We start from the raw sequence: 20,276 nt of genomic DNA, 5'->3' as shown, positions 1-20,276 counted from the left end.
TCAGTGCCCTATCCGAATAGAGCTCTGAATGCTTCTTCTACCTTTCTCACCGGAACTAACTCGATCTTCAGTTTCTTAGTGTCAATCCCTTGCAAATTATATTTTGGCAACAAGAACCGTTTAAAACCCAATTTCTCGGCTTCACCGATACGTTGCTCTATTCGATTTACAGGACGTATCTCTCCCGACAGTCCGATTTCTCCCGCCATGCAAACTTCCGGCTCAATGGCTGCGTCCATATTGGACGAAAGGATGGCACTGATAACCGGCAAGTCGATAGCCGGGTCATTCACCTTCAGTCCTCCGGCAATATTCAGGAACACATCTTTCTGTGCCAGCTTAAATCCGACACGCTTTTCGAGAACAGCCAGCAGCATATTCATTCTTCTTAAATCGAAACCGGTTGCCGAACGTTGAGGATTTCCATAAACAGCAGAGCTGACCAAAGCCTGTGTCTCGATCAAGAACGGGCGTATTCCTTCGATAGCGGAAGCAATAGCTACTCCACTCATTCCCTCATGATCCTGACTAAGCAAAAGCTCGGAAGGATTATTCACCTGGCGCAACCCATCCTGACGCATTTCATAAATCCCTAACTCTGCCGTACTGCCGAAACGATTCTTGATGCTGCGCAGAATACGATACATATAATGCTGGTCGCCTTCAAATTGAAGAACGGTATCTACGATATGTTCCAGCACTTTAGGTCCTGCAATACTTCCTTCTTTATTAATATGACCGATCAGCAACACAGGGGTATGCGTTTCTTTCGCGAAACGAAGAATAGATGCCGAACACTCTCTGACTTGCGCAATACTTCCGGGAGATGATTCGATACTCTCGGTGGAAATAGTCTGTATAGAGTCAATAATCACTAAATCGGGATTCGTATTCTTGATATGCACATAAATTTGTTCGAGCGAAGTCTCACAAACAATCAGGCAATCGCTGGAAGTATCAGAGAGACGATCGGCACGGAGTTTAAGCTGTCGTGCACTTTCTTCACCGGACACATAAAGGATTTTCTTTTCCGGCATGTGCAGTACGGTCTGCATGACGAGCGTGGATTTACCGATTCCCGGCTCACCGCCTATCAGGACAAGAGAACCCGGCACAAGTCCGCCACCCAATACGCGATTCAATTCATCGTCGTGCATATTGATGCGTGGCTCGTCGTCCGCTTCAATATCGCTAAGTGCCAGTGGTTTGGGTTTCTGTGTTTCAATGCCCGACACCGGACGGCGGTTGGTAGGTTCTTTCCGTACGATTTCTTCAACATACGTATTCCATTCTCCACACGACGGACATTTACCCACCCATTTCGGTGAATCCTGTCCGCAATTACTGCATACATATACGGTTTTCTCTTTTGCCATATTCTCTTTCTTTAATATAAAAATCCGAATGCCCAGAGTGGAATCTTATTTCCGGCCGAATATTCAATATCATCTGCGGCAATAAATGCCTGTTTAGTGTTAGCTATCTGTTTCCCGTCTTTGCTTTTCCCGCCAACTTCTATCGTATATTTACTGTCTATCGTATAGTCTGCGCTACGCGTGCAATATTCCACACGATGTTGATAGGCGAGTTGGTTTACCATGAACACCTCTCTCAATGTTCCTTTGTTTACATCTTTAAAGGTCAATGCATAAAGCAGGTTAGTATTTTCCATATAAATCTTATCCGGTTTTTGTAACTTTTTGATAGAGTCATTATCCGAATAAAGAAGGTGGATTAATTTAGCTCTGTCCAGATACTGTAAATAGGCCAAAATAGTAGTACGTGAAAGTTCTGCCATAGCAGAGAGTTTAGTGATGTCCACCATAAAAGGCACTTCGGAGGAGAGGATTCCCAGCAGACTTTTTAGTTTTCGCACGTTACTGATGTCCACTCCGCATTGCTGGGGAAGTTCGATTTCGAGTATCAGGTTGGCTATATTTTCGATACGTGTGTAGTATTCCGCATTTCCTTCCAAATAAAAAGGATAGTATCCATGTTTCAAATAGTCTTCAAAATAGGCGAGGGGACGGCATTGGGAATTCACTTCATTACAAATTCCATCACTTTTGTCCAATATCTCTTCCAGCGTGTAAGGGCGGATGTCAATCTGATGGTATAAATTCAGATATTCACGGTAGGATAGCCCTTGCATATTATATGATATGCATCGACGAGACAAGTCGGCCTCTGCATTCAGCAGTTGGAGTAAGGATGACCCGGTGAATACTATTTTCAGTTCAGGAAACTCATCATATATATTTTTAATTTCCTTGCTCCATGACGGATATTTGTGCACTTCATCCAAAAACAGGCATTTACCTCCTTTCAGGTAAAACTGTTCGGCGAGTTCGCTAAGAGAATGCTGTGTGAAATACAGACTATCTAAACTTGTATATAAGGCACTTTGGCTATCATTGGCATAATGAAGTTTTAAGTATTGAAGCATTAAAGTTGTTTTCCCAACTCCGCGAGCTCCCCGGATAGCAATCAGACGGTTATCCCAATTGATTGTATTCATCAGGCTTCTGATATAGGTTGTGGAAGTAGCTGTTAATAACCTTTTGTATCTTCTGATTAGTGTATCCATATCTTTATTTGTTTTCTATGGAATACAAAAATAGGCATAATTTGTTCAACGCGCAAAACAAATTCAGATAAAATCTGTTCAATGCGTAAAACAAACAGAGAATTTACAGAGTTATCTCTCCTGCCATCGAACGGTTCATCCGGTCGCGCACCTCGTCCGCTGTATATCCATGTCCCAGTAAGAACATTAATTTCGTCACAGCAGATTCCGTCGTACTGTCATATCCGGAGACAACACCTGCCTGCAACAACTGGTAGCCCGTTTCATAACGTTCCATCTCTACCATTCCTGCGCTGCATTGCGTCACGTTGACAATCACAATTCCACGTTCGCTGGCCTGACAAAGTCGACGTATGAACCATTCCTTCCGGGGAGCATTTCCTGAACCGTATGTTTCGAGCACGACAGCCTTCAATCCGTCAATCCCCAGAATGGCGGCAATCACATTTTCCTGGATGCCCGGGAAGAGTTTCAGTACCACTACATTGGTATCTAGCAGATAATGAGGCTTCAATTCCCGCTCTTCACCATTTACGTGAATCTGCACATTATTATATTTGATATGGATTCCGGCTTCCGCCAATACCGGATAATTGAAAGAACGGAATGCGTTGAAGTTTTCCGCATTCATCTTGGTCGTGCGGTTTCCCCGCATCAGATGATTTTCAAAGAAGATGCACACTTCCGGTACGAGCGCCTTCCCTTCCTTATTTTGTGCGACGGCAATCTCGATGCTGGTCATCAGGTTTTCCTTTCCGTCCGTGCGGAGTACACCTATGGGAAGTTGTGAACCTGTGAGGATAACAGGTTTATCGAGCCCTTCGAGCATAAAACTTAATGCGGAAGCAGTGTAAGCCATTGTATCCGTTCCGTGCAGGATGACGAAGCCGTGGTAGCGGTCGTAATTTTCATGAATGATGCGTACCAGCTTCCGCCACATATCCGGTTCCATGTCCGACGAATCCATTGGAGGATCAAACTGATAGGTGTCAATCGGGAAGTTGAACTTTTGCAGTTCGGGGATATACTTTTGCAGTTGCTCGAAGTTAAAGTTCTCCAGAGCACCTGTCGCGGCATTCTCGATCATGCCAATTGTTCCACCGGTGTATATTAGCAATACGGAAGTATTTAATGGATTCATAAGCTGATTTTGTGCGATTGTTTTCGCAAATATAATAATATATTTGATATATAAGTAGCAAAATGTCATAAAAGTAAAGGCGAATGACAGGACGAATAGAAGACGGAAGATTCTTTTTATCAGAAAAAAACCGAAAAAAGTGATAGATTGAACGTTTTTATTATTACTTTTGCGACACTTATCAAAAACAAGAGTAGAAACAAGGACTATGATGAAGTACTATCCACATACAGTCACATCCATGTGTACCATGACCCTTAGGGGTTAATGGATAGTTTTTGTGTATCTACGTGATTCACGCTTGTATAAGCAGGCAAAATTCAATTTCAATTTTATTCGTAAACAACCAATCGTTCTGTAAAAAGTAAACTGCAGGGCATTGCATTTAAATAAGTATCTTCATGAAAGTAATGAAATTCGGCGGGACGTCCGTAGGTTCCGTGAACAGCATTTTAAGCGTAAAGAGAATTGTAGAGTCGGCAAGTGAGCCGGTAATTGTAGTTGTTTCCGCATTGGGAGGCATCACTGACAAATTGATAAATACATCAAAGATGGCGGCAGCAGGAGATTCAGCCTATGAGGGCGAGTTCCGCGAAATCGTTTACCGTCATGTGGAGATGATTAAGGAGGTGATTCCTGCCGGAGAAAAGCAAGTGTCGTTGCAACGTCAGATTGGCGAACTGCTGAACGAGTTGAAGGACATCTTTCAGGGAATTTATCTGATTAGAGACCTTTCCGCGAAGACTTCGGATACAATCGTCAGCTATGGTGAACGCCTTTCATCCATCATCGTTACCGAACTGATTGACGGAGCAAAATGGTTCGATTCGCGCACTTTTATCAAGACCGAAAGAAAACATAGTAAACACACGTTGGATACCGACCTGACTAATAAGTTGGTGAAAGAGGCTTTCCAGTCTATCCCTAAAGTGTCACTGGTGCCGGGATTCATCTCTTCGGATAAAATGACAGGAGATGTGACGAACCTCGGACGTGGTGGATCGGACTATACGGCTGCCATTATTGCTGCGGCTCTGGATGCGGCAAGTCTGGAAATCTGGACGGATGTAGACGGGTTTATGACGGCTGACCCGCGTGTCATTTCAACTGCTTATACCATTACGGAATTGAGTTATGTAGAAGCGACCGAACTTTGTAACTTCGGTGCAAAGGTGGTTTATCCGCCGACTATCTATCCCGTATGTCACAAGAATATTCCTATTATAATAAAGAATACCTTCAATCCGGACGGAGTGGGAACGGTTATCAAACAAGAAGTTTCCAACCCGCAGAGCAAGGCTATCAAAGGTATTTCCTCCATCAACGACACCAGCCTGATTACTGTTCAGGGACTCGGTATGGTAGGTGTGATCGGTGTAAACTATCGCATCTTTAAAGCATTGGCTAAGAACGGAATCAGCGTATTCCTCGTGTCGCAGGCTTCATCGGAAAACAGTACTTCTATCGGTGTGCGTAATGCCGATGCCGACCTGGCTTGTGAAGTGCTGAACGAGGAATTTGCGAAAGAAATAGAGATGGGCGAGATTTCTCCGATTCTTGCGGAAAGAGATTTAGCTACTGTTGCTATCGTAGGCGAGAATATGAAACATACCCCGGGTATCGCCGGTAAACTTTTCGGTACGCTGGGACGCAACGGTATCAACGTAATTGCCTGTGCGCAGGGAGCTTCAGAAACAAATATCTCTTTTGTGGTCGATTCCAAATCTCTGCGTAAATCCCTGAACGTTATTCACGACTCTTTCTTCCTCTCCGAATATCAGGTACTGAATCTCTTTATCTGCGGTGTCGGTACGGTAGGTGGCAGTCTCGTAGAACAGATTCGTTGCCAACAGCAGAAACTCATGATGGAAAACGGATTGAAACTCCATGTGGTAGGTATCATTGATGCTGCTAAAGCAATGTTCAGCCGTGAAGGTTTCGACCTTTCTAATTTCCGTCAGGAACTGTTGGAAAAGGGTAAAGACAGTAGTCTGCAAACCATCCGCGACGAGATTATCGGAATGAACATCTTTAACTCCGTCTTTGTAGACTGTACGGCGAGCGCCGATATCGCATCGCTTTACAAAGATTTCCTGCAACACAATATCTCTGTGGTAGCAGCCAACAAGATTGCCGCTTCTTCCGCTTACGAAAACTATCGCGAACTGAAAACAATTGCCCGCCAACGTGGTGTGAAATATCTGTTCGAAACAAACGTAGGTGCAGGTCTTCCGATTATTAACACGATCAACGACCTGATTCATAGCGGCGACAAGATTCTGAAGATTGAAGCAGTGCTTTCAGGCACACTGAACTACATCTTTAATAAGATCAGCGCCGATATTCCTTTCAGCCGTACCATCAAAATGGCACAGGAAGAACGCTATTCCGAACCGGACCCGCGTATCGACTTGAGTGGAAAAGACGTCATCCGTAAACTGGTGATTCTGGCACGTGAAGCCGGATACCGTCTGGAACAGGAAGATGTTGAAAAGAACCTCTTTGTCCCGAATGACTTCTTTGAAGGTTCTCTGGAAGATTTCTGGAAACGTGTTCCAAGTCTCGACGCAGACTTTGAAGCTCGCCGCCAGGTGTTGGAGAAAGAAAATAAACACTGGCGTTTCGTTGCCAAACTGGAGAACGGAAAAGCCTCTGTCGGCTTACAGGAAGTAGGCGCCAACCACCCGTTTTACGGCTTGGAAGGCAGCAACAACATTATCCTGCTTACTACAGAACGCTATAAAGAATATCCGATGATGATTCAAGGATACGGTGCCGGCGCCGGAGTAACGGCTGCCGGAGTATTTGCCGACATCATGAGCATCGCAAACGTTTAATTAAATGAAGAACTAAAAATGAAGAATGAAGAATTACTATGCAGCGTAATGGTGCAGCCAATTCTTCATTCATCATTCTTCATTCTTAATTTTCAAAAGAAATGAAGCATATCATTATATTGGGAGACGGAATGGCCGACTGGCCAGTGAAGTCATTAGGGGACAAGACGCTCCTGCAATATGCGAAGACGCCATATATGGATCAGTTAGCCCGAATGGGGCGTAACGGCCGCCTGATTACCGTGGCGGAAGGTTTCCATCCGGGTAGTGAAGTAGCCAACATGTCAGTGTTGGGATATAATCTTCCGAAAGTGTACGAAGGTCGTGGACCGCTGGAAGCTGCCAGTATCGGTGTGGATTTGAAACCGGGCGAGATGGCAATGCGTTGTAACCTGATTTGTGTGGAAGGAGAAATTCTGAAGAATCACTCCTCCGGACACATATCTACAGAAGAAGCGGACGTATTGATTCAATACCTGCAAGAGAAACTAGGCAATGACCGCGTACGGTTCCACACAGGAGTCCAGTACCGTCATCTATTGGTTATCAAGGGAGGAAATAAAGAATTGGACTGTACTCCTCCGCACGATGTTCCTTTGAAACCTTTCCGCCCATTGATGGTGAAACCATTGGCCCCGGAAGCACAAGAAACGGCAGACCTGATTAACGACCTGATTCTAAAATCACAGGAACTGTTGAAGAATCATCCGTTGAACCTGAAACGCATAGCTGAAGGTAAAGACCCCGCCAATAGTATTTGGCCCTGGAGCCCCGGTTATCGTCCGCAAATGACTACTTTCTCCGAAACTTTCCCGCAAGTGAAAAAAGGTGCGGTGATTTCGGCAGTCGATCTGATAAACGGAATCGGTTATTATGCCGGATTACGTCGTATTGCGGTAGAAGGGGCAACCGGTCTGTATAATACGAATTATGAAAATAAAGTGGCTGCTGCATTGGAAGCCTTGAAAACCGATGACTTTGTCTATCTTCATATCGAAGCCAGCGATGAGGCCGGACACGAAGGAGACATCGACTTGAAACTTCTCACTATCGAGAATCTGGATAAACGTGCCGTAGGACCTATCTACGAAGCAGTGAAAGATTGGGATGAACCGGTAGCAATAGCCGTATTGCCTGACCATCCTACTCCCTGCGAACTTCGTACGCACACTTCCGATCCTATCCCGTTCCTTATCTGGTATCCGGGAATTGAGCCGGACGAGGTGCAAACTTATGACGAAATATCTGCCTGCAACGGTAGTTACGGTGTGTTGAAAGAAGACGAGTTTATTAAAGAATTTATGAAATAATGTTCACCACAGATTACACAGATTCGCACAGATTTAAAGTGATAAGAGACTTTTGTATTATGTAATAATAGAGAAAATATCTGTGTAAATCTGTGTAATCTGTGGTGAGCACTAAAAATATCATTCCATGAAATATTATAGTACGAATAAACAAGCGCCGGTGGCTTCTTTACAGGAAGCAGTTGTAAAAGGTCTTGCAGCCGATAAAGGGTTGTTTATGCCTATGTCTATCAAGCCTCTTCCACAAGAGTTTTACGATACAATTGATACGTTGTCTTTTCAGGAAATAGCTTATCGTGTAGCCGATGCTTTCTTCGGTGAGGATATTCCTGCCGACACCCTGAAACAGATTGTATATGATACCTTAAGTTTTGATGTACCTTTGGTGAAAGTAGCGGATAACATCTACTCGCTCGAACTTTTCCACGGACCGACACTAGCCTTCAAAGATGTAGGCGGTCGTTTCATGGCGCGTCTGCTGGGATACTTCATTAAGAAGGAAGGACAAAAGAATGTAAATGTACTGGTAGCCACTTCCGGTGATACGGGAAGTGCTGTGGCTAACGGTTTTCTGGGTGTGGACGGTATTCATGTATATGTGCTCTATCCGAAAGGAAAAGTCAGCGAAATACAGGAAAAGCAATTCACTACACTGGGACAGAACATCACTGCGCTCGAAGTGGATGGAACGTTTGATGACTGCCAGGCATTGGTAAAAGCTGCTTTTATGGATAAGGAGCTGAATGAACATCTGTCATTGACTTCTGCCAATTCCATCAATGTAGCCCGTTTCCTGCCACAAGCATTTTATTATTTCTATGCATACGCTCAACTGAAGCGTGCCGGAAAAGCGGATAACGCCGTCATCTGCGTACCTAGCGGAAACTTCGGAAATATCACCGCAGGATTGTTCGGAAAGAAAATGGGATTGCCTGTGAAGCGTTTTATTGCTGCCAACAACCGCAACGATATTTTCTATCAATATCTGCAAACTGGCAAATACAATCCCCGTCCGTCTATTGCAACAATCGCTAACGCTATGGACGTGGGAGATCCTAGCAACTTTGCCCGTGTACTTGATTTGTATAATGGTTCGCACGCTGCTATCTCTGCCGAAATTTCAGGAACAACTTATACCGACGAACAGATCCGTGAAACGGTGAAAGAAACTTGGAAAGAACATCATTATCTCCTCGATCCTCACGGAGCTTGCGGATATCGTGCATTGGTAGAAGGCTTGCAAGAAGGCGAAACGGGTGTATTCCTTGAAACGGCTCATCCGGCCAAGTTCCTTGAAACAGTGGAAAGCATTATCGGTGAATCAGTAGAGATACCTGCCAAGTTGCAGGAATTTATGAAAGGCGAGAAGAAGAGTTTGCAAATGACGAAAGAATTTGCAGATTTCAAGAGCTATTTACTTTCATTGTAGTCGGTCTTAATAGGTTGTTATACAGTGATCTATGAGGCGTTGACAGTCTATTGAAATGAAAGAAAGATTCTCACCGCAATGAGAAAAAGTTCTCATTACTATGGGATATTCAGTAAATGTTCCTCTTTCTAAAAAATCAAGAGAAAAGCTTTGCTTTACGTGAGCTTTTCTCTTGATTTTTTCGTTCAACTCTCCCAGTCTTCTATCTTTTTTGTAGAATATTGTTTACATATTCTTATTTTTTCCTTCCCACCCATGCATTATGTACATGTCTTTTTTAGGGGAAGTTAAAACCTCTCCTGTTTTTCCTGTTATTTTAGTTAGATTATGCTGCCTTTCTTTTTTTCTTTTCGACCTTTTCTATCATACATACCGCATTGGCTGTATGTATCCCAAAGAAAATCCAAAGTACTTCCGTTTTCCTGTTTCTAGCTTTTATCCTGGCCAGTGAGTAATGTTGTTTCTGCGTTCCAAAACTTCCTTCCAGGCGGGTAGCTCTTTCACGGCTGAGTTCCGACCGTAAGATTTTCCGAAGCGGCTCATCTTTGGCAGCTCTGCCCTTACGCTTAAAGGAAGTACTTATATGATATTTTGTACAAAATTTCCGGTTGGCATTATTGGCATAGATTGAATCCGCCGCAAGCGCCTTAACCCTAACCCCGGTCAGTTGTTGTTGCAGATGAATACAGTCTTTCAAACGTACTCCTTCGTTAAAAGCCTTAAAGGAGATATGTTCTATAAAGGAGATTCCGTCTATCTGTATATTGTTGACTTTGGCTCCGAATTCAACGGATTTGGTTTCCTTGCCTCTGATAATGGGGCGAAGGTAATGCCGGTCGATACTCACGATACGGTTGGACACTTTTTTGCCTGCAAATAAATTCTTCCCTTGCTCAAGGACTGTCTGTATGACCGAGAAACGTCTTTGGTAATCAGAGGATAGTGTAAGCCTGTTCCTGTAGGATGAATGAAGCAGCTCCAGCTGGTCAAGTAACTTTTCCAATAACTGAAGTAACCTTCGTGTAAGCATACGAGTCTGTGATTTCCTGCGTTTACGCAGTTTGCTATAAGCAAGATAGGCACGGCGTACATCAAGATACTTGTTACGGGGACGTTGTATGTGCAAGGTCTGGCAATGTTTGCACAGATGACGATGAAGCCATACAATACCTTCCCATAAGAGTTTGGTATCAGTAGGGAAACGCAGATGACTTTCATAACAGGTGGCATCGGTCATACAGACATGAAGGTTCTCAAGATAAGGTGTCCAATGCTCGGCAAGAATGAGCTGGAGGGACTCAACGTCAAGGCGATCCGCTAGTTCCTGACGAATTGCACTAACGATTTTAGGATTGGTTAGTGGATGAAGCGGATCAATCTGAACACCACAAAATAACTGGTAATGAATATTACCGTTTAAATGCTCAATCAGTTGTGCATCGGAAAAGTTGGTATAGGACTTCAAGACCATCAAGGCTATTTTACCTTCGGGAGAAAAATAACTTTTACGCCCAAAAGGAGAGGACTTCAAATGCATTTGTCGGGCCAGTTCCGAGAAAGGGAACAGAGAATGGAGGCGACCTAATTCACTCGTTGCAAAACTTTGACGATATTTTTTAAGCATATCGAACTCGGTAAAACCTAAACAAGGTTCGATTTCTGAGATTTTTTGTATCTTTACCATGTGTTTTTATTTTTAATTACCCCCGTTTTGGCCGTCAAACCGTTTTTTGGGGGGAATGCTTAAAGATACAAAAAAGGCAACTAACTCGCAATGAATTAGTTGCCTTAAATTTTATTATTTTAGGAATATCCCTACTATGAGTATTTTTTCTCGTCGCAGTGAGAATTTTTTCTCATAGTGATGAGAATGTTTGAGAATTAATATCGGTTTACATAGAAGCTAGAAACACTAAATACTCTCCCGTGCATTGAATGGTAAAACGATTGCTTGTAGCTTCATTAAGAGTTCCTTGCCACCAATTCGTAAAGTCGCTAAGCGGATAAACCAATCCTTCCCCTTTCAATCCTTTCGCTCCGAAATTGATAATGGAAATTTGCTGGCCTGTGTGAGAAACGAAAGTCTGCGTGCCGCTTGCCGGAATAAATACTCCGTAATCCGTAACGGTTCGTACTTCCATACCGCTTTTCATATAATCCAGCAGCAAACTGATATTTCCTAATGTGTGGTCTTCCCGTTTTCCGGTAGCACCGACGATGGCTATTCTCTGGTAGCCTTTTTCTTGCAGGAAGTGGACAGCCTTGGTTTGGTCGTTTGTTTCCTGATCGGCAATATGGTGAATAATGTCCGAAAAGCGTGTTTTGTTTTCCGGCGAAAGAGAGTCTCCGTCGCCAATAATAATATCGGGAGTATGTCCACGTAAGATATATTCGTTGGCTGCTCCATCGCAACAAACCACGAATTTAGCCTCTTCCAGTATTTTCAGGGGAAGCACATGCGTAGGATATTCGCCGTTGGCAAGTATGACGGCTTCGGGAGTATAGTGTTCACTTATCATTGTACGCTCATTAATTTTTTCCATTTAAAGTAGCCAAAGATAGCTATAATGGAGTAAAGTCCGTATAAAGCAGAAGTAAAATAAAGGTCTTTATAGATATAAAGTCCGCAGCAGACAATATCCACAAGAATCCAGGCAAACCATTGCTCGACGTATTTACGCGCCAGCATCCACATGCCGACAATGCTCAATGCCGTAGTAAAACTATCCAGCCAGGGCACGTTGCTGTCCGTATATTCGATCAGTATCCACGCAATGCCGATAAATGCAACAATAAATACCAGAAAAAGAGGTAAGTAACATTTCCATGGAGTATGCACGATAGGAAGGTCTTTGGGTTTGTCACCGATTGAAGCATCTGCTGACTGCTGACTTTTTTTCTTTCTGTGTCCCCACATCCAGAAGAACCAACCATAGATGGCAGCTATCAGATAGTAGATATTGATACCGAAATCGGCATACAGTCCTGCTTTGTAATATACGAAGATATAGATGGCAGGCATCACGATACCTGCTATCCAAAGGTAGATACTTGCCCGGTACTCCAACCAAAGGTAGACTAGCCCGACAATCGTACCGAATATTTCCAGAAAATTCAATTCCATAGCCCTGTGGTATTAAAAGCGGAAAGAAACATGTCCCATAACGTTTGTTCCTGCCTGCGCTGCATATCCGGCATAGTTTCCCCGATTCTCCACCGTATCGGTGTAGTCGCTCGAGGCCCAACCGTTGTTTTCATATTTTTCATTAAACAGATTGTACACAGTGAACCCTACCGTGACTTCTTTCAACACCTTCTTGGGACGGAAGCTGTACGCAAGATTGAGGTTGCTGACAAAATACTTATCAAGAGCCAGTTCTTCAACTTCTGCGTTTGTCATATACTGTTTGCTCACGAACTGTGATTGCAGGGCAGCTTCGAATCCCTTATAATTGAATGAGAAACGATTGTTGAGTAGGAAGTCCGGTGAGAAAGCAATGTGAGTGTCTTTATGCTTTATCTGAATAGTCGGGAGAGAAGTAGAGCTACCGTCGTCATTATAGTGGTAGCCCGGCAGGCTCTCTACGAAATCCTGAATACGGTTTTTGCTCCATGTAGCGTTGATATCCCATTGAAACCATTTGCACGGTTTGATTCCCAGCATGATTTCGATTCCCATGCGATAACTGTCCGGCACGTTTTCGGTCAGTGCTTCACCTATATCGTTTAAGGCTCCGGTCAGAACCAGTTGGTCGGTATAGTCCATGTAGTAGAAGTTTGCACCTGCTGTCAGCCATTGGTTGGCGAAGGTATATCCTGCTTCATAGTCGAGCAGCTTTTCTGCTTTGGGGTACGAGTCCGGATCACCATCCGTATAATTGTTTCTTGTTGGCTCTTTTTGAGCAACCGAGAAAGAGGAATAGACACGATGGTTGGAAGTGATGTTCCAGTTTAATCCTACTTTCGGATTAAAGAAATCGAACTTTTTATCTACTGCCAGTGGACGCAGCGCATTCTTACTCCAGTCATATTTATCATTGTTTCCGTCGATGGTATAGTTGATGTGGCGATACTGGAGATCGGCATAAGCACTTAGTCCTCTAGTAAGATCGTAGTTCGCTTTCAGATAAATATTTCCATCGGTCTTCTTGGATTTGTTGCGGTAATATTCATGGTCGGGAGATAGAGAACCTACGTAGTTTTTCACCCAGGGAACTCTTCCGAAGTTATTGCCCCGGTATTGATTTAATCCGCCGCCCAGGGATGCACTTAGCCTGTTGGCTGTGTAATTGAGAGAAAAAACGCCGCCGCCGAATTTGTTGTCCATCTTCTTTTGACGGACTAAATCGCTTTTAGATACTTCGGTTCCATCTATTGTAAATGATTTTAAACCATATTCTATGAGGTATCTGCCGTCTTTGTACTCTTCGTAATAACCGTCACCTTTGGTATAATGTAAGGCAACGTTCAGATTCCAGGCTGTCGAGAAAGTATGATTGAAGAGAAGCTGATAATTCTTTTGCAGATAATTATCTGTTTGGTCGTCGTAATAATATTTTTTGCCGTTGGCATCAGTGTACATTTCCCCGCAAGGATTGTAGCGTCTGCCGAATTTTTCCATTTGCTCTTTTGTTGCGTATCCCCAAGCATGATATGTTTTTTCTTTTCCGGCAAATGCAATGAGCTTCACAGATGTGTTTTCTGCAAAATAACCTCCTTGCAGGTAGTAAGAGTTCAAGTCCACCGAAGCACGGTCTATGTATCCGTCCGTACCGATATTGGAAAGGCGGGCGTCAAACGTCCAGTGGTTATTGAGTAGGCCGGTTCCCACTTTCACTGTTTCCTTGTGCGTGTTGAACGAACCGTATGAACCATTGAATTCGGCGTATGGTTTCATAGATGCACCTTCGGTTTGCATATTGACACTGGCTCCGAAAGCACCTGCTCCGTTCGTCGATGTACCTGCTCCGCGCTGCACCTGCATATCTTTTACGGAAGAAGAAAAGTCGGGCATATTCACCCAGAACAGGTTATGGCTTTCGGCATCGTTCATCGGTATGCCGTTTACCGTGATGTTGATTCGTGTGCCATCGGTTCCACGTACGCGAAGTGTCGTATAGCCGATACCAGCTCCTGCATCCGATGTGGTCAGTGTGGAAGGAGTCATACTTAGCAGATAGGGGATATCCTGTCCGAAGTTTACCTTTTTGAGTTCTGCTTTGCCTATATTGGTGAATGCCACGGGAGTTTTGGCTGTGGCACGTGTGGACACTACCTGCACCTCTTGCAGGTTTACTACTCTCATACTATCCTTTGCACTCGTCTGTGCATGAACAGTGATACCTGCGCCCAATAAGGCGACGGCCATCCATACAATTCTTTTCATTTTTGCTTACTAATTAGTTCTCTACGCCGGCATTACCCGGATCAGATTCTATGGGTATGTTCTCAGCCCGTCATGTTAAGGCACCCCTACCAGTGAATCGGTGACAAAAATACTGCTTTTGCAGGAGGAAAGCAAAAAAAACTTTTAGATTCACTAAAAACAATATAACTTTGTAAATTGTTGAAATAACAAAACTGCATTTATTCACTTAATATATATTTAATTATGCTACTATTATTGCAAGCAACACAAGCTGCGGACTCTGTGCAAGTGGCTGCAGACGAATTAATGAAAGAGGCGATTGCCAATGCTGACGGATTGGATAAGCTTTCGCTGATTACTCAACAATTGATAGACTTCGGTATTCGTGCCGGAGAACGTATATTGATTGCGGTCCTTGTCTTTGTCGTCGGACGTTTCCTCATCTCGCTGCTCAACAAATTCATCAGGCGTCTGATGGATAAACGAAAAGTAGATGTAAGTATCAAAACTTTCGTTAGAAGTCTGGTCAATATTCTGTTGACAATCCTGTTAATCATTTCTGTTGTCGGTGCCTTGGGAGTTGAGACAACTTCATTTGCGGCTTTATTGGCTTCCGCCGGTGTCGCTGTCGGTATGGCTTTATCCGGTAATCTGCAAAACTTTGCCGGTGGACTGGTTATTCTTTTGTTCAAACCTTATAAAGTTGGCGATTGGATAGAAACACAGCAGGGATCAGCCGGTACAGTAAAAGAAATTCAGATATTCCATACCATCCTTACTACTGGGGATAATAAACTGATTTATATACCGAATGGTTCATTAAGTAGTGGAGTAGTGATTAATTACAGTCACCAGGAAACCCGCCGTGTAGAATGGATTATTGGTATAGATTATGGGGAAGATTACAATAAGGTTCAGCAGATAGTTCGTGATATTCTGGCTGAAGATAAACGTATCTTGAATGAACCTGCTCCGTTTATAGCTCTTCATGCGCTAGATGCCAGCAGTGTGAATGTGGTGGTACGTGTATGGGTAAATAGCGGAGATTATTGGGGTGTTTATTTCGATACCAATAAAGCTATTTACGAAACCTTCAATGAAAAAGGTATCAACTTCCCTTTCCCACAGCTTACTGTGCATCAGGGAAATTGATTGTTATACTCTGATAATTCAAAAAATAAGGGAGTTGTACTTAACGTGCAACTCCCTTATTTTTTGGAAAACTTGTCTGGTGTGATTGAATAAATCTCTTTTTTATTTTATACCGAAATCTTCGGCTAGTTCATATCTATCTTCTTTGATTCCCAGTACATGATTAATTTTTCTCCTTTTCTCGAGATCTTTAAAGTAGTTTTCCACAACCTGATAGAGATCGAAGTTAGTGGTTGATCCTGCGGCTAAATCGAGTGATTCCACCATCTTTTCTACGGCTTGATGGATTTTCTCTGCGTCTATCAGATGCAGTTCGTTGCTGTGTATTAAATATTTTTCCATGACTGCAATGTTTTTAATGTTATATAGGTATAACATCTTGCAGTCATGGAAAGTTCAATGATTGAATGTTAGATTTTGGCAAGCGCCTGATCCAAATCCGCAATCAGGTCATCAATATGTTCCGTTCCAATTGATAAACGTACGGTGCCCGGATAAATCTCCTGTTCGGCGAGTTCCTGTGCATTGAGCTGTGAATGGGTAGTGCTTGCCGGGTGGATCACCAATGATTTCACATCGGCAACATTGGCAAGCAGGGAGAAAATCTCCAGGCTGTCGATGAAGCGGTGTGCTTCCTCTTGTCCGCCTTTTACCTCGAAAGTAAAAATGGAACCGGCACCATTCGGGAAGTAACGTTGATACAGTGCATGGTCAGGATGATTGGATAATGACGGATGGTTCACTTTCTTCACTTTCGGATGATTGTTTAAGAAATTCACTACCTTCAATGCATTTTCTACATGGCGTTCTACGCGCAAGGAAAGAGTTTCCAAGCCTTGCAACAGGATAAAAGCGTTGAATGGACTGATGGTGGCACCTGTGTCGCGCAGCAGAATAGCCCGGATACGGATGGCATAGGCAGCCGGACCGGCTGCATCAACGAAGCGTACGCCATGATAGCATGGATCAGGTTCGGTTAGTTGTGGAAATTTGCCGGAAGCTACCCAGTCGAATTTGCCCGAATCTACAATGACTCCTCCTAATGACGAACCGTGTCCGCCAATGAATTTTGTTGCGGAATGTACTACGATATCTGCTCCGTGTTCGATAGGGCGGATTAAATACGGGGTACCAAATGTGTTGTCAATAATCAAAGGTATTTTGTGGCGGTGGGCTATTTCAGCTACTGCCTCTATATCAATGATATTTGAGTTCGGATTTCCCAATGTCTCGATAAATACGGCTTTCGTATTTTCCTGAATGGCTTTTTCAAAGTTCGATAAATCACTTGGATCAACGAATGTTGTTGTGATGCCATAACTGGGTAAGGTATGAGCCAGTAAGTTATAGCTTCCTCCATAAATAGTTTTGGCTGCCACAATATGGTCGCCTGCACGAGTGATGTTCTCGAAAGCATAAGTGATAGCAGCGGCACCCGAAGCAACTGCCAGCCCTGCTACTCCTCCTTCAAGAGCGGCTACGCGTTGTTCAAAAACTCCTTGAGTGGAGTTGGTCAGACGACCGTAGATGTTTCCCGGGTCCTGCAGGCCGAAACGTGCGGCTGCGTGAGCGGAGTTGTGAAATACATAAGAAGTAGTCTGATAAATAGGTACTGCACGGGCATCTGTTGCCGGATCTGCTTGTTCTTGTCCTACATGAACTTGTAAAGTCTCGAAATGTAAATTCTTTGTTGCCATAATCGTATATTTTTTAAGTTTAATATTCTTTCTTTATTTTCTTGCAAAGTTATTGGATGAAGATATATCGAACAATATATATCTAAAATATAGAAAATAATGCTATTTTTGTGCCATTATATGGAATAATATAACTGTGCTATTCCTAGAAATCACCTTTTAGAAGAATATTTTTCTTATGGATACTTTTGATAAACTGGATAGAGTCGATTTGCAAATACTCCGTACTTTGCAAGAAAACGCCCGATTGACGACAAAAGAGTTGGCTGCACGGGTGAGCCTTTCTTCAACTCCTGTTTTTGAACGTCTTAAACGGTTGGAGAGTGGAGGATATATAAAGAAGTATATTGCCGTATTGGATGCGGAAAAGCTGAATCAGGGATTTGTCGTATTCTGCAGTGTGAAGCTTAGACGTCTGAACAGGGATATAGCAGCCGAGTTTACACGGATTATACAGGATATTCCTGAAGTAACCGAATGTTATAACATATCAGGAAGTTATGATTACCTGTTGAAGATTCATGCTCCCAATATGAAATACTATCAGGAGTTTATTCTGAATGTGTTGGGGACGATTGATAGCTTAGGATCACTGGAAAGCACGTTTGTAATGGCTGAAGTGAAGCATCAATATGGGATACATATTTAGTTCGTTGTGTGATAGTCTGAAATTTATCTTGTATATTTGCTATGTAATATAAATCCTCTTCTGCTGACACAATGAATTCAAAAACATATCCTCGCACCAATGATTTCCAGACTGTTTATCTGAATACAGTGATTAAGAATCCTGCCATTATGGTAGGTGATTATACAATATACAATGACTTTGTAAATGATCCTGTTCTTTTTGAGAAGAACAATGTATTATATCATTATCCGATTAATAAAGACCGATTGATAATTGGCAAATTCTGTTCCATTGCTTGTGGAGCCAAATTTCTTTTTAACAGCGCAAACCACACATTGGGTTCTTTATCCAATTATACGTTTCCTATCTTTTTTGAGGAATGGAATTTAGATAAAGGAGATGTAACTTCTGCTTGGGATAATAAAGGGGATATAGTAATAGGTAATGATGTCTGGATTGGATATGAAGCTGTTATCATGGCAGGAGTTCATATCGGAGATGGAGCGGTTATTGCGTCGCGGGCAGTGGTTACTAAAGATGTTCCTCCTTATACGATAGTAGGTGGGACACCAGCCAAAGAAGTCCGGAAGCGTTTTGATGAGAATACGATTGTCCAATTGCAGAAATTGCAATGGTGGGATTGGAGTATTGAGAAGATATCCGAATGTATACCTTATATTACAGGTGGAAAGATTGAAGAACTGATAAAAAGATAAACAGTGTGTATATATGAAATTTACAATAGAGCCCGGAACTTCTGCTGATATAGATGAACTGGAAAAGCTGTATGATGAACTGAATGATTATCTGGCTGCTACGACTAATTATCCCGGGTGGATAAAAGGTGTTTATCCTGTTCGGGAAGATGCGGTTGCCGGTGTAAATGATGAAACGCTTTACGTAGCAAGATATGATGGAAGAATTGTCGGTTCAGTCATTTTAAATCATCAACCGGAAAAGGCTTATGAGAATGTCAAATGGAAAATAGAACTGGACTATAGTCATATCTTTGTGATACATACTTTTGTTGTACATCCTTCTTTTTTGAAAATAGGAGTAGGGCATGCATTAATGGATTATTCATTGGAATTGGCTCAAAGTTCGGGGATAAAGTCTGTGCGGTTAGATGTTTACGAGAAAAATCTTCCGGCTATTTCATTGTACGAAAAGTGTGGGTTCGAATACATTGATACCGTAGATTTAGGATTGGGTCATTACGGTTTAGAGTGGTTCAAACTTTATGAGAAAATCATTTTATAATCCCTTCCTTACATTATGCATTCATTGTTATAATTCAGTTGCTCTTAGATTTATAGAATAATAAATATCACATCATAGACATGAAGAAACTAATTATTGTATTTGTTCTTTTATTATCAGCACTCTCTTGTTTCTCACAAATAGAGTTTTCGACTTGCCTTTTTGATGCTTCAAGAAACAGAGTGATACCGCTAGCCGTCTATCAGCCGCACAAAGTGAATTCGAAAACAAAAGTCATTATATTTAGCCACGGCTACGATGGAAATAAAAATAATAAGTCCAATCAGACTTATGCCTATCTAACACGATTCCTTTCCCAGAAAGGCTTTTACGTAATAAGCATACAACATGAATTGGCAGATGATCCTCTTTTGGCCATGGAAGGTAATTTCATGGAAACACGCATGTCAAATTGGGAAAGGGGAGTGGCAAATATTCTTTTTACTATTCAGGAATTTAAGAAATTGAAGCCACAATTAAATTGGAATGACTTTATATTGATAGGACATTCCAATGGCGGAGATATGACCATGTTATTTGCTACCCGATATCCGCAGTTGATAAATAAAGCCATATCTATGGATCATCGCAGAATGATAATGCCTAGAACACGGAATCCTCGACTTTATACGTTAAGAGGATGCGATTATGATGCGGATTCAGGAGTATTACCCACTGAAAAGGAGCAGGAACAATTCCGGATGAAGGTTGTGAAATTGGACGGAATAACGCATAGTAATATGGGGGAGAATGGAACGGAAGAACAACACAACCTTATCAATCAGTATATCTATGGATTTCTTACACGGAGATAACTGATGTATTATATTTATTTTATCCAATGGTTTTAAATCGGAAGCCTGT

Annotated in this window: 17 protein-coding genes and 1 riboswitch; of the genes, 8 read left to right on the top strand and 9 right to left on the bottom strand. The window is 42.6% G+C overall.

The window, feature by feature from the left end:
• Nucleotides 1-8: 8 nt before the first annotated feature.
• From radA to INE92_RS15155, 3 genes are all read right to left on the bottom strand, one after another.
• On the bottom strand, nucleotides 9-1,376 hold the full coding sequence (gene radA, locus INE92_RS15165) for a DNA repair protein RadA (protein WP_004315266.1): 1,368 nt from the start codon (nucleotides 1,374-1,376) through the stop codon (nucleotides 9-11).
• Nucleotides 1,377-1,387: 11 nt separating this feature from the next.
• Nucleotides 1,388-2,587, bottom strand: a complete 1,200-nt coding sequence (locus INE92_RS15160) for an ATP-binding protein (protein ID WP_055235653.1) — start codon at nucleotides 2,585-2,587, stop codon at nucleotides 1,388-1,390.
• Nucleotides 2,588-2,690: 103 nt separating this feature from the next.
• Nucleotides 2,691-3,728, bottom strand: a complete 1,038-nt coding sequence (locus INE92_RS15155) for an asparaginase (RefSeq protein ID WP_055235654.1) — start codon at nucleotides 3,726-3,728, stop codon at nucleotides 2,691-2,693.
• A 401-nt stretch (nucleotides 3,729-4,129) separates the two neighbouring features.
• Between INE92_RS15155 and thrA the strand changes: the two genes are divergently transcribed.
• The 3 genes from thrA (at nucleotide 4,130) to thrC (ending at nucleotide 9,304) form a co-directional block, all read left to right on the top strand.
• Nucleotides 4,130-6,565 carry a bifunctional aspartate kinase/homoserine dehydrogenase I gene (gene thrA, locus INE92_RS15150; RefSeq protein WP_044130333.1) on the top strand — a complete coding sequence of 812 codons (2,436 nt, stop codon included), beginning with the start codon at nucleotides 4,130-4,132 and terminating at the stop codon, nucleotides 6,563-6,565.
• Nucleotides 6,566-6,666: 101 nt separating this feature from the next.
• Nucleotides 6,667-7,875 (top strand): cofactor-independent phosphoglycerate mutase, encoded by a 1,209-nt coding sequence (locus INE92_RS15145; RefSeq protein ID WP_195436629.1) that lies wholly within the window; start codon nucleotides 6,667-6,669, stop codon nucleotides 7,873-7,875.
• Nucleotides 7,876-8,002: 127 nt separating this feature from the next.
• Nucleotides 8,003-9,304 (top strand): threonine synthase, encoded by a 1,302-nt coding sequence (gene thrC, locus INE92_RS15140; protein WP_015531327.1) that lies wholly within the window; start codon nucleotides 8,003-8,005, stop codon nucleotides 9,302-9,304.
• Between the two features lie 325 nt (nucleotides 9,305-9,629).
• On the opposite strand, the gene INE92_RS15135 is transcribed toward thrC, so the two are convergent.
• The 4 genes from INE92_RS15135 to INE92_RS15120 all read right to left on the bottom strand — a co-directional run bounded on the left by INE92_RS15135 (nucleotide 9,630) and on the right by INE92_RS15120 (nucleotide 14,690).
• Complete coding sequence (locus tag INE92_RS15135; RefSeq protein WP_172725346.1) at nucleotides 9,630-10,988, bottom strand: transposase; 1,359 nt, start codon at nucleotides 10,986-10,988, stop codon at nucleotides 9,630-9,632.
• Nucleotides 10,989-11,196: 208 nt separating this feature from the next.
• The gene (locus INE92_RS15130; RefSeq protein ID WP_004315260.1) at nucleotides 11,197-11,823 is read right to left on the bottom strand and encodes a thiamine diphosphokinase; all 627 of its coding nucleotides are present in this window, start codon (nucleotides 11,821-11,823) and stop codon (nucleotides 11,197-11,199) included.
• Entirely contained in the window at nucleotides 11,820-12,428 is a 609-nt protein-coding gene (gene pnuC / locus INE92_RS15125) for a nicotinamide riboside transporter PnuC (RefSeq protein WP_004315259.1), read from the bottom strand. The genes INE92_RS15130 and pnuC overlap by 4 nt, the downstream gene beginning before the upstream one ends.
• Before the next feature lie 12 nt (nucleotides 12,429-12,440).
• Entirely contained in the window at nucleotides 12,441-14,690 is a 2,250-nt protein-coding gene (locus INE92_RS15120; RefSeq protein ID WP_134993192.1) for a TonB-dependent receptor, read from the bottom strand.
• Nucleotide 14,691: 1 nt separating this feature from the next.
• Nucleotides 14,692-14,788: riboswitch (TPP riboswitch) on the bottom strand.
• 127 nt (nucleotides 14,789-14,915) lie between these two features.
• Between INE92_RS15120 and INE92_RS15115 the strand changes: the two genes are divergently transcribed.
• Nucleotides 14,916-15,824 (top strand): mechanosensitive ion channel family protein, encoded by a 909-nt coding sequence (locus INE92_RS15115; RefSeq protein WP_004299133.1) that lies wholly within the window; start codon nucleotides 14,916-14,918, stop codon nucleotides 15,822-15,824.
• Nucleotides 15,825-15,926: 102 nt separating this feature from the next.
• Here the strand turns inward: INE92_RS15115 and INE92_RS15110 are convergent, their stop codons facing one another.
• A complete protein-coding gene (locus INE92_RS15110; RefSeq protein ID WP_004306417.1) occupies nucleotides 15,927-16,166 on the bottom strand; it encodes a hypothetical protein in 240 nt (79 codons plus the stop codon).
• Nucleotides 16,167-16,234: 68 nt separating this feature from the next.
• Nucleotides 16,235-17,521, bottom strand: a complete 1,287-nt coding sequence (locus INE92_RS15105) for an O-acetylhomoserine aminocarboxypropyltransferase/cysteine synthase family protein (protein ID WP_004299135.1) — start codon at nucleotides 17,519-17,521, stop codon at nucleotides 16,235-16,237.
• Between the two features lie 178 nt (nucleotides 17,522-17,699).
• Here INE92_RS15105 and INE92_RS15100 point away from each other — a divergent pair, with 178 nt between their 5' ends.
• The 4 genes from INE92_RS15100 to INE92_RS15085 all read left to right on the top strand — a co-directional run bounded on the left by INE92_RS15100 (nucleotide 17,700) and on the right by INE92_RS15085 (nucleotide 20,227).
• The gene (locus tag INE92_RS15100; RefSeq protein WP_004299136.1) at nucleotides 17,700-18,170 is read left to right on the top strand and encodes an Lrp/AsnC family transcriptional regulator; all 471 of its coding nucleotides are present in this window, start codon (nucleotides 17,700-17,702) and stop codon (nucleotides 18,168-18,170) included.
• Nucleotides 18,171-18,241: 71 nt separating this feature from the next.
• Nucleotides 18,242-18,868, top strand: coding sequence for a CatB-related O-acetyltransferase (locus INE92_RS15095; protein ID WP_195436617.1), 627 nt, complete (start codon nucleotides 18,242-18,244; stop codon nucleotides 18,866-18,868).
• A 13-nt stretch (nucleotides 18,869-18,881) separates the two neighbouring features.
• Nucleotides 18,882-19,412: a GNAT family N-acetyltransferase gene (locus tag INE92_RS15090; protein ID WP_004306419.1), complete on the top strand. Its 531-nt coding sequence runs from the start codon at nucleotides 18,882-18,884 to the stop codon at nucleotides 19,410-19,412.
• An 80-nt stretch (nucleotides 19,413-19,492) separates the two neighbouring features.
• The gene (locus tag INE92_RS15085; protein WP_015531329.1) at nucleotides 19,493-20,227 is read left to right on the top strand and encodes an alpha/beta hydrolase; all 735 of its coding nucleotides are present in this window, start codon (nucleotides 19,493-19,495) and stop codon (nucleotides 20,225-20,227) included.
• The last annotated feature ends 49 nt before the right edge of the window (nucleotides 20,228-20,276 follow it).

It is taken from the genome of Bacteroides xylanisolvens (assembly GCF_018289135.1).
GTDB lineage: Bacteria > Bacteroidota > Bacteroidia > Bacteroidales > Bacteroidaceae > Bacteroides > Bacteroides xylanisolvens.
The sequence above is the reverse complement of the archived record's forward strand: the minus strand, read 5'-3'. Positions and strand labels throughout refer to the sequence as shown.

Coding starts and splice junctions, on each gene's coding strand:
- radA (WP_004315266.1), bottom strand. CDS start 1,376: ATGGCAAAAGAGAAAACCGTATATGTATGCAGTAATTGCGGACAGGAT.
- INE92_RS15160 (WP_055235653.1), bottom strand. CDS start 2,587: ATGGATACACTAATCAGAAGATACAAAAGGTTATTAACAGCTACTTCC.
- INE92_RS15155 (WP_055235654.1), bottom strand. CDS start 3,728: ATGAATCCATTAAATACTTCCGTATTGCTAATATACACCGGTGGAACA.
- thrA (WP_044130333.1), top strand. CDS start 4,130: ATGAAAGTAATGAAATTCGGCGGGACGTCCGTAGGTTCCGTGAACAGC.
- INE92_RS15145 (WP_195436629.1), top strand. CDS start 6,667: ATGAAGCATATCATTATATTGGGAGACGGAATGGCCGACTGGCCAGTG.
- thrC (WP_015531327.1), top strand. CDS start 8,003: ATGAAATATTATAGTACGAATAAACAAGCGCCGGTGGCTTCTTTACAG.
- INE92_RS15135 (WP_172725346.1), bottom strand. CDS start 10,988: ATGGTAAAGATACAAAAAATCTCAGAAATCGAACCTTGTTTAGGTTTT.
- INE92_RS15130 (WP_004315260.1), bottom strand. CDS start 11,823: ATGATAAGTGAACACTATACTCCCGAAGCCGTCATACTTGCCAACGGC.
- pnuC (WP_004315259.1), bottom strand. CDS start 12,428: ATGGAATTGAATTTTCTGGAAATATTCGGTACGATTGTCGGGCTAGTC.
- INE92_RS15120 (WP_134993192.1), bottom strand. CDS start 14,690: ATGAAAAGAATTGTATGGATGGCCGTCGCCTTATTGGGCGCAGGTATC.
- INE92_RS15115 (WP_004299133.1), top strand. CDS start 14,916: ATGCTACTATTATTGCAAGCAACACAAGCTGCGGACTCTGTGCAAGTG.
- INE92_RS15110 (WP_004306417.1), bottom strand. CDS start 16,166: ATGGAAAAATATTTAATACACAGCAACGAACTGCATCTGATAGACGCA.
- INE92_RS15105 (WP_004299135.1), bottom strand. CDS start 17,521: ATGGCAACAAAGAATTTACATTTCGAGACTTTACAAGTTCATGTAGGA.
- INE92_RS15100 (WP_004299136.1), top strand. CDS start 17,700: ATGGATACTTTTGATAAACTGGATAGAGTCGATTTGCAAATACTCCGT.
- INE92_RS15095 (WP_195436617.1), top strand. CDS start 18,242: ATGAATTCAAAAACATATCCTCGCACCAATGATTTCCAGACTGTTTAT.
- INE92_RS15090 (WP_004306419.1), top strand. CDS start 18,882: ATGAAATTTACAATAGAGCCCGGAACTTCTGCTGATATAGATGAACTG.
- INE92_RS15085 (WP_015531329.1), top strand. CDS start 19,493: ATGAAGAAACTAATTATTGTATTTGTTCTTTTATTATCAGCACTCTCT.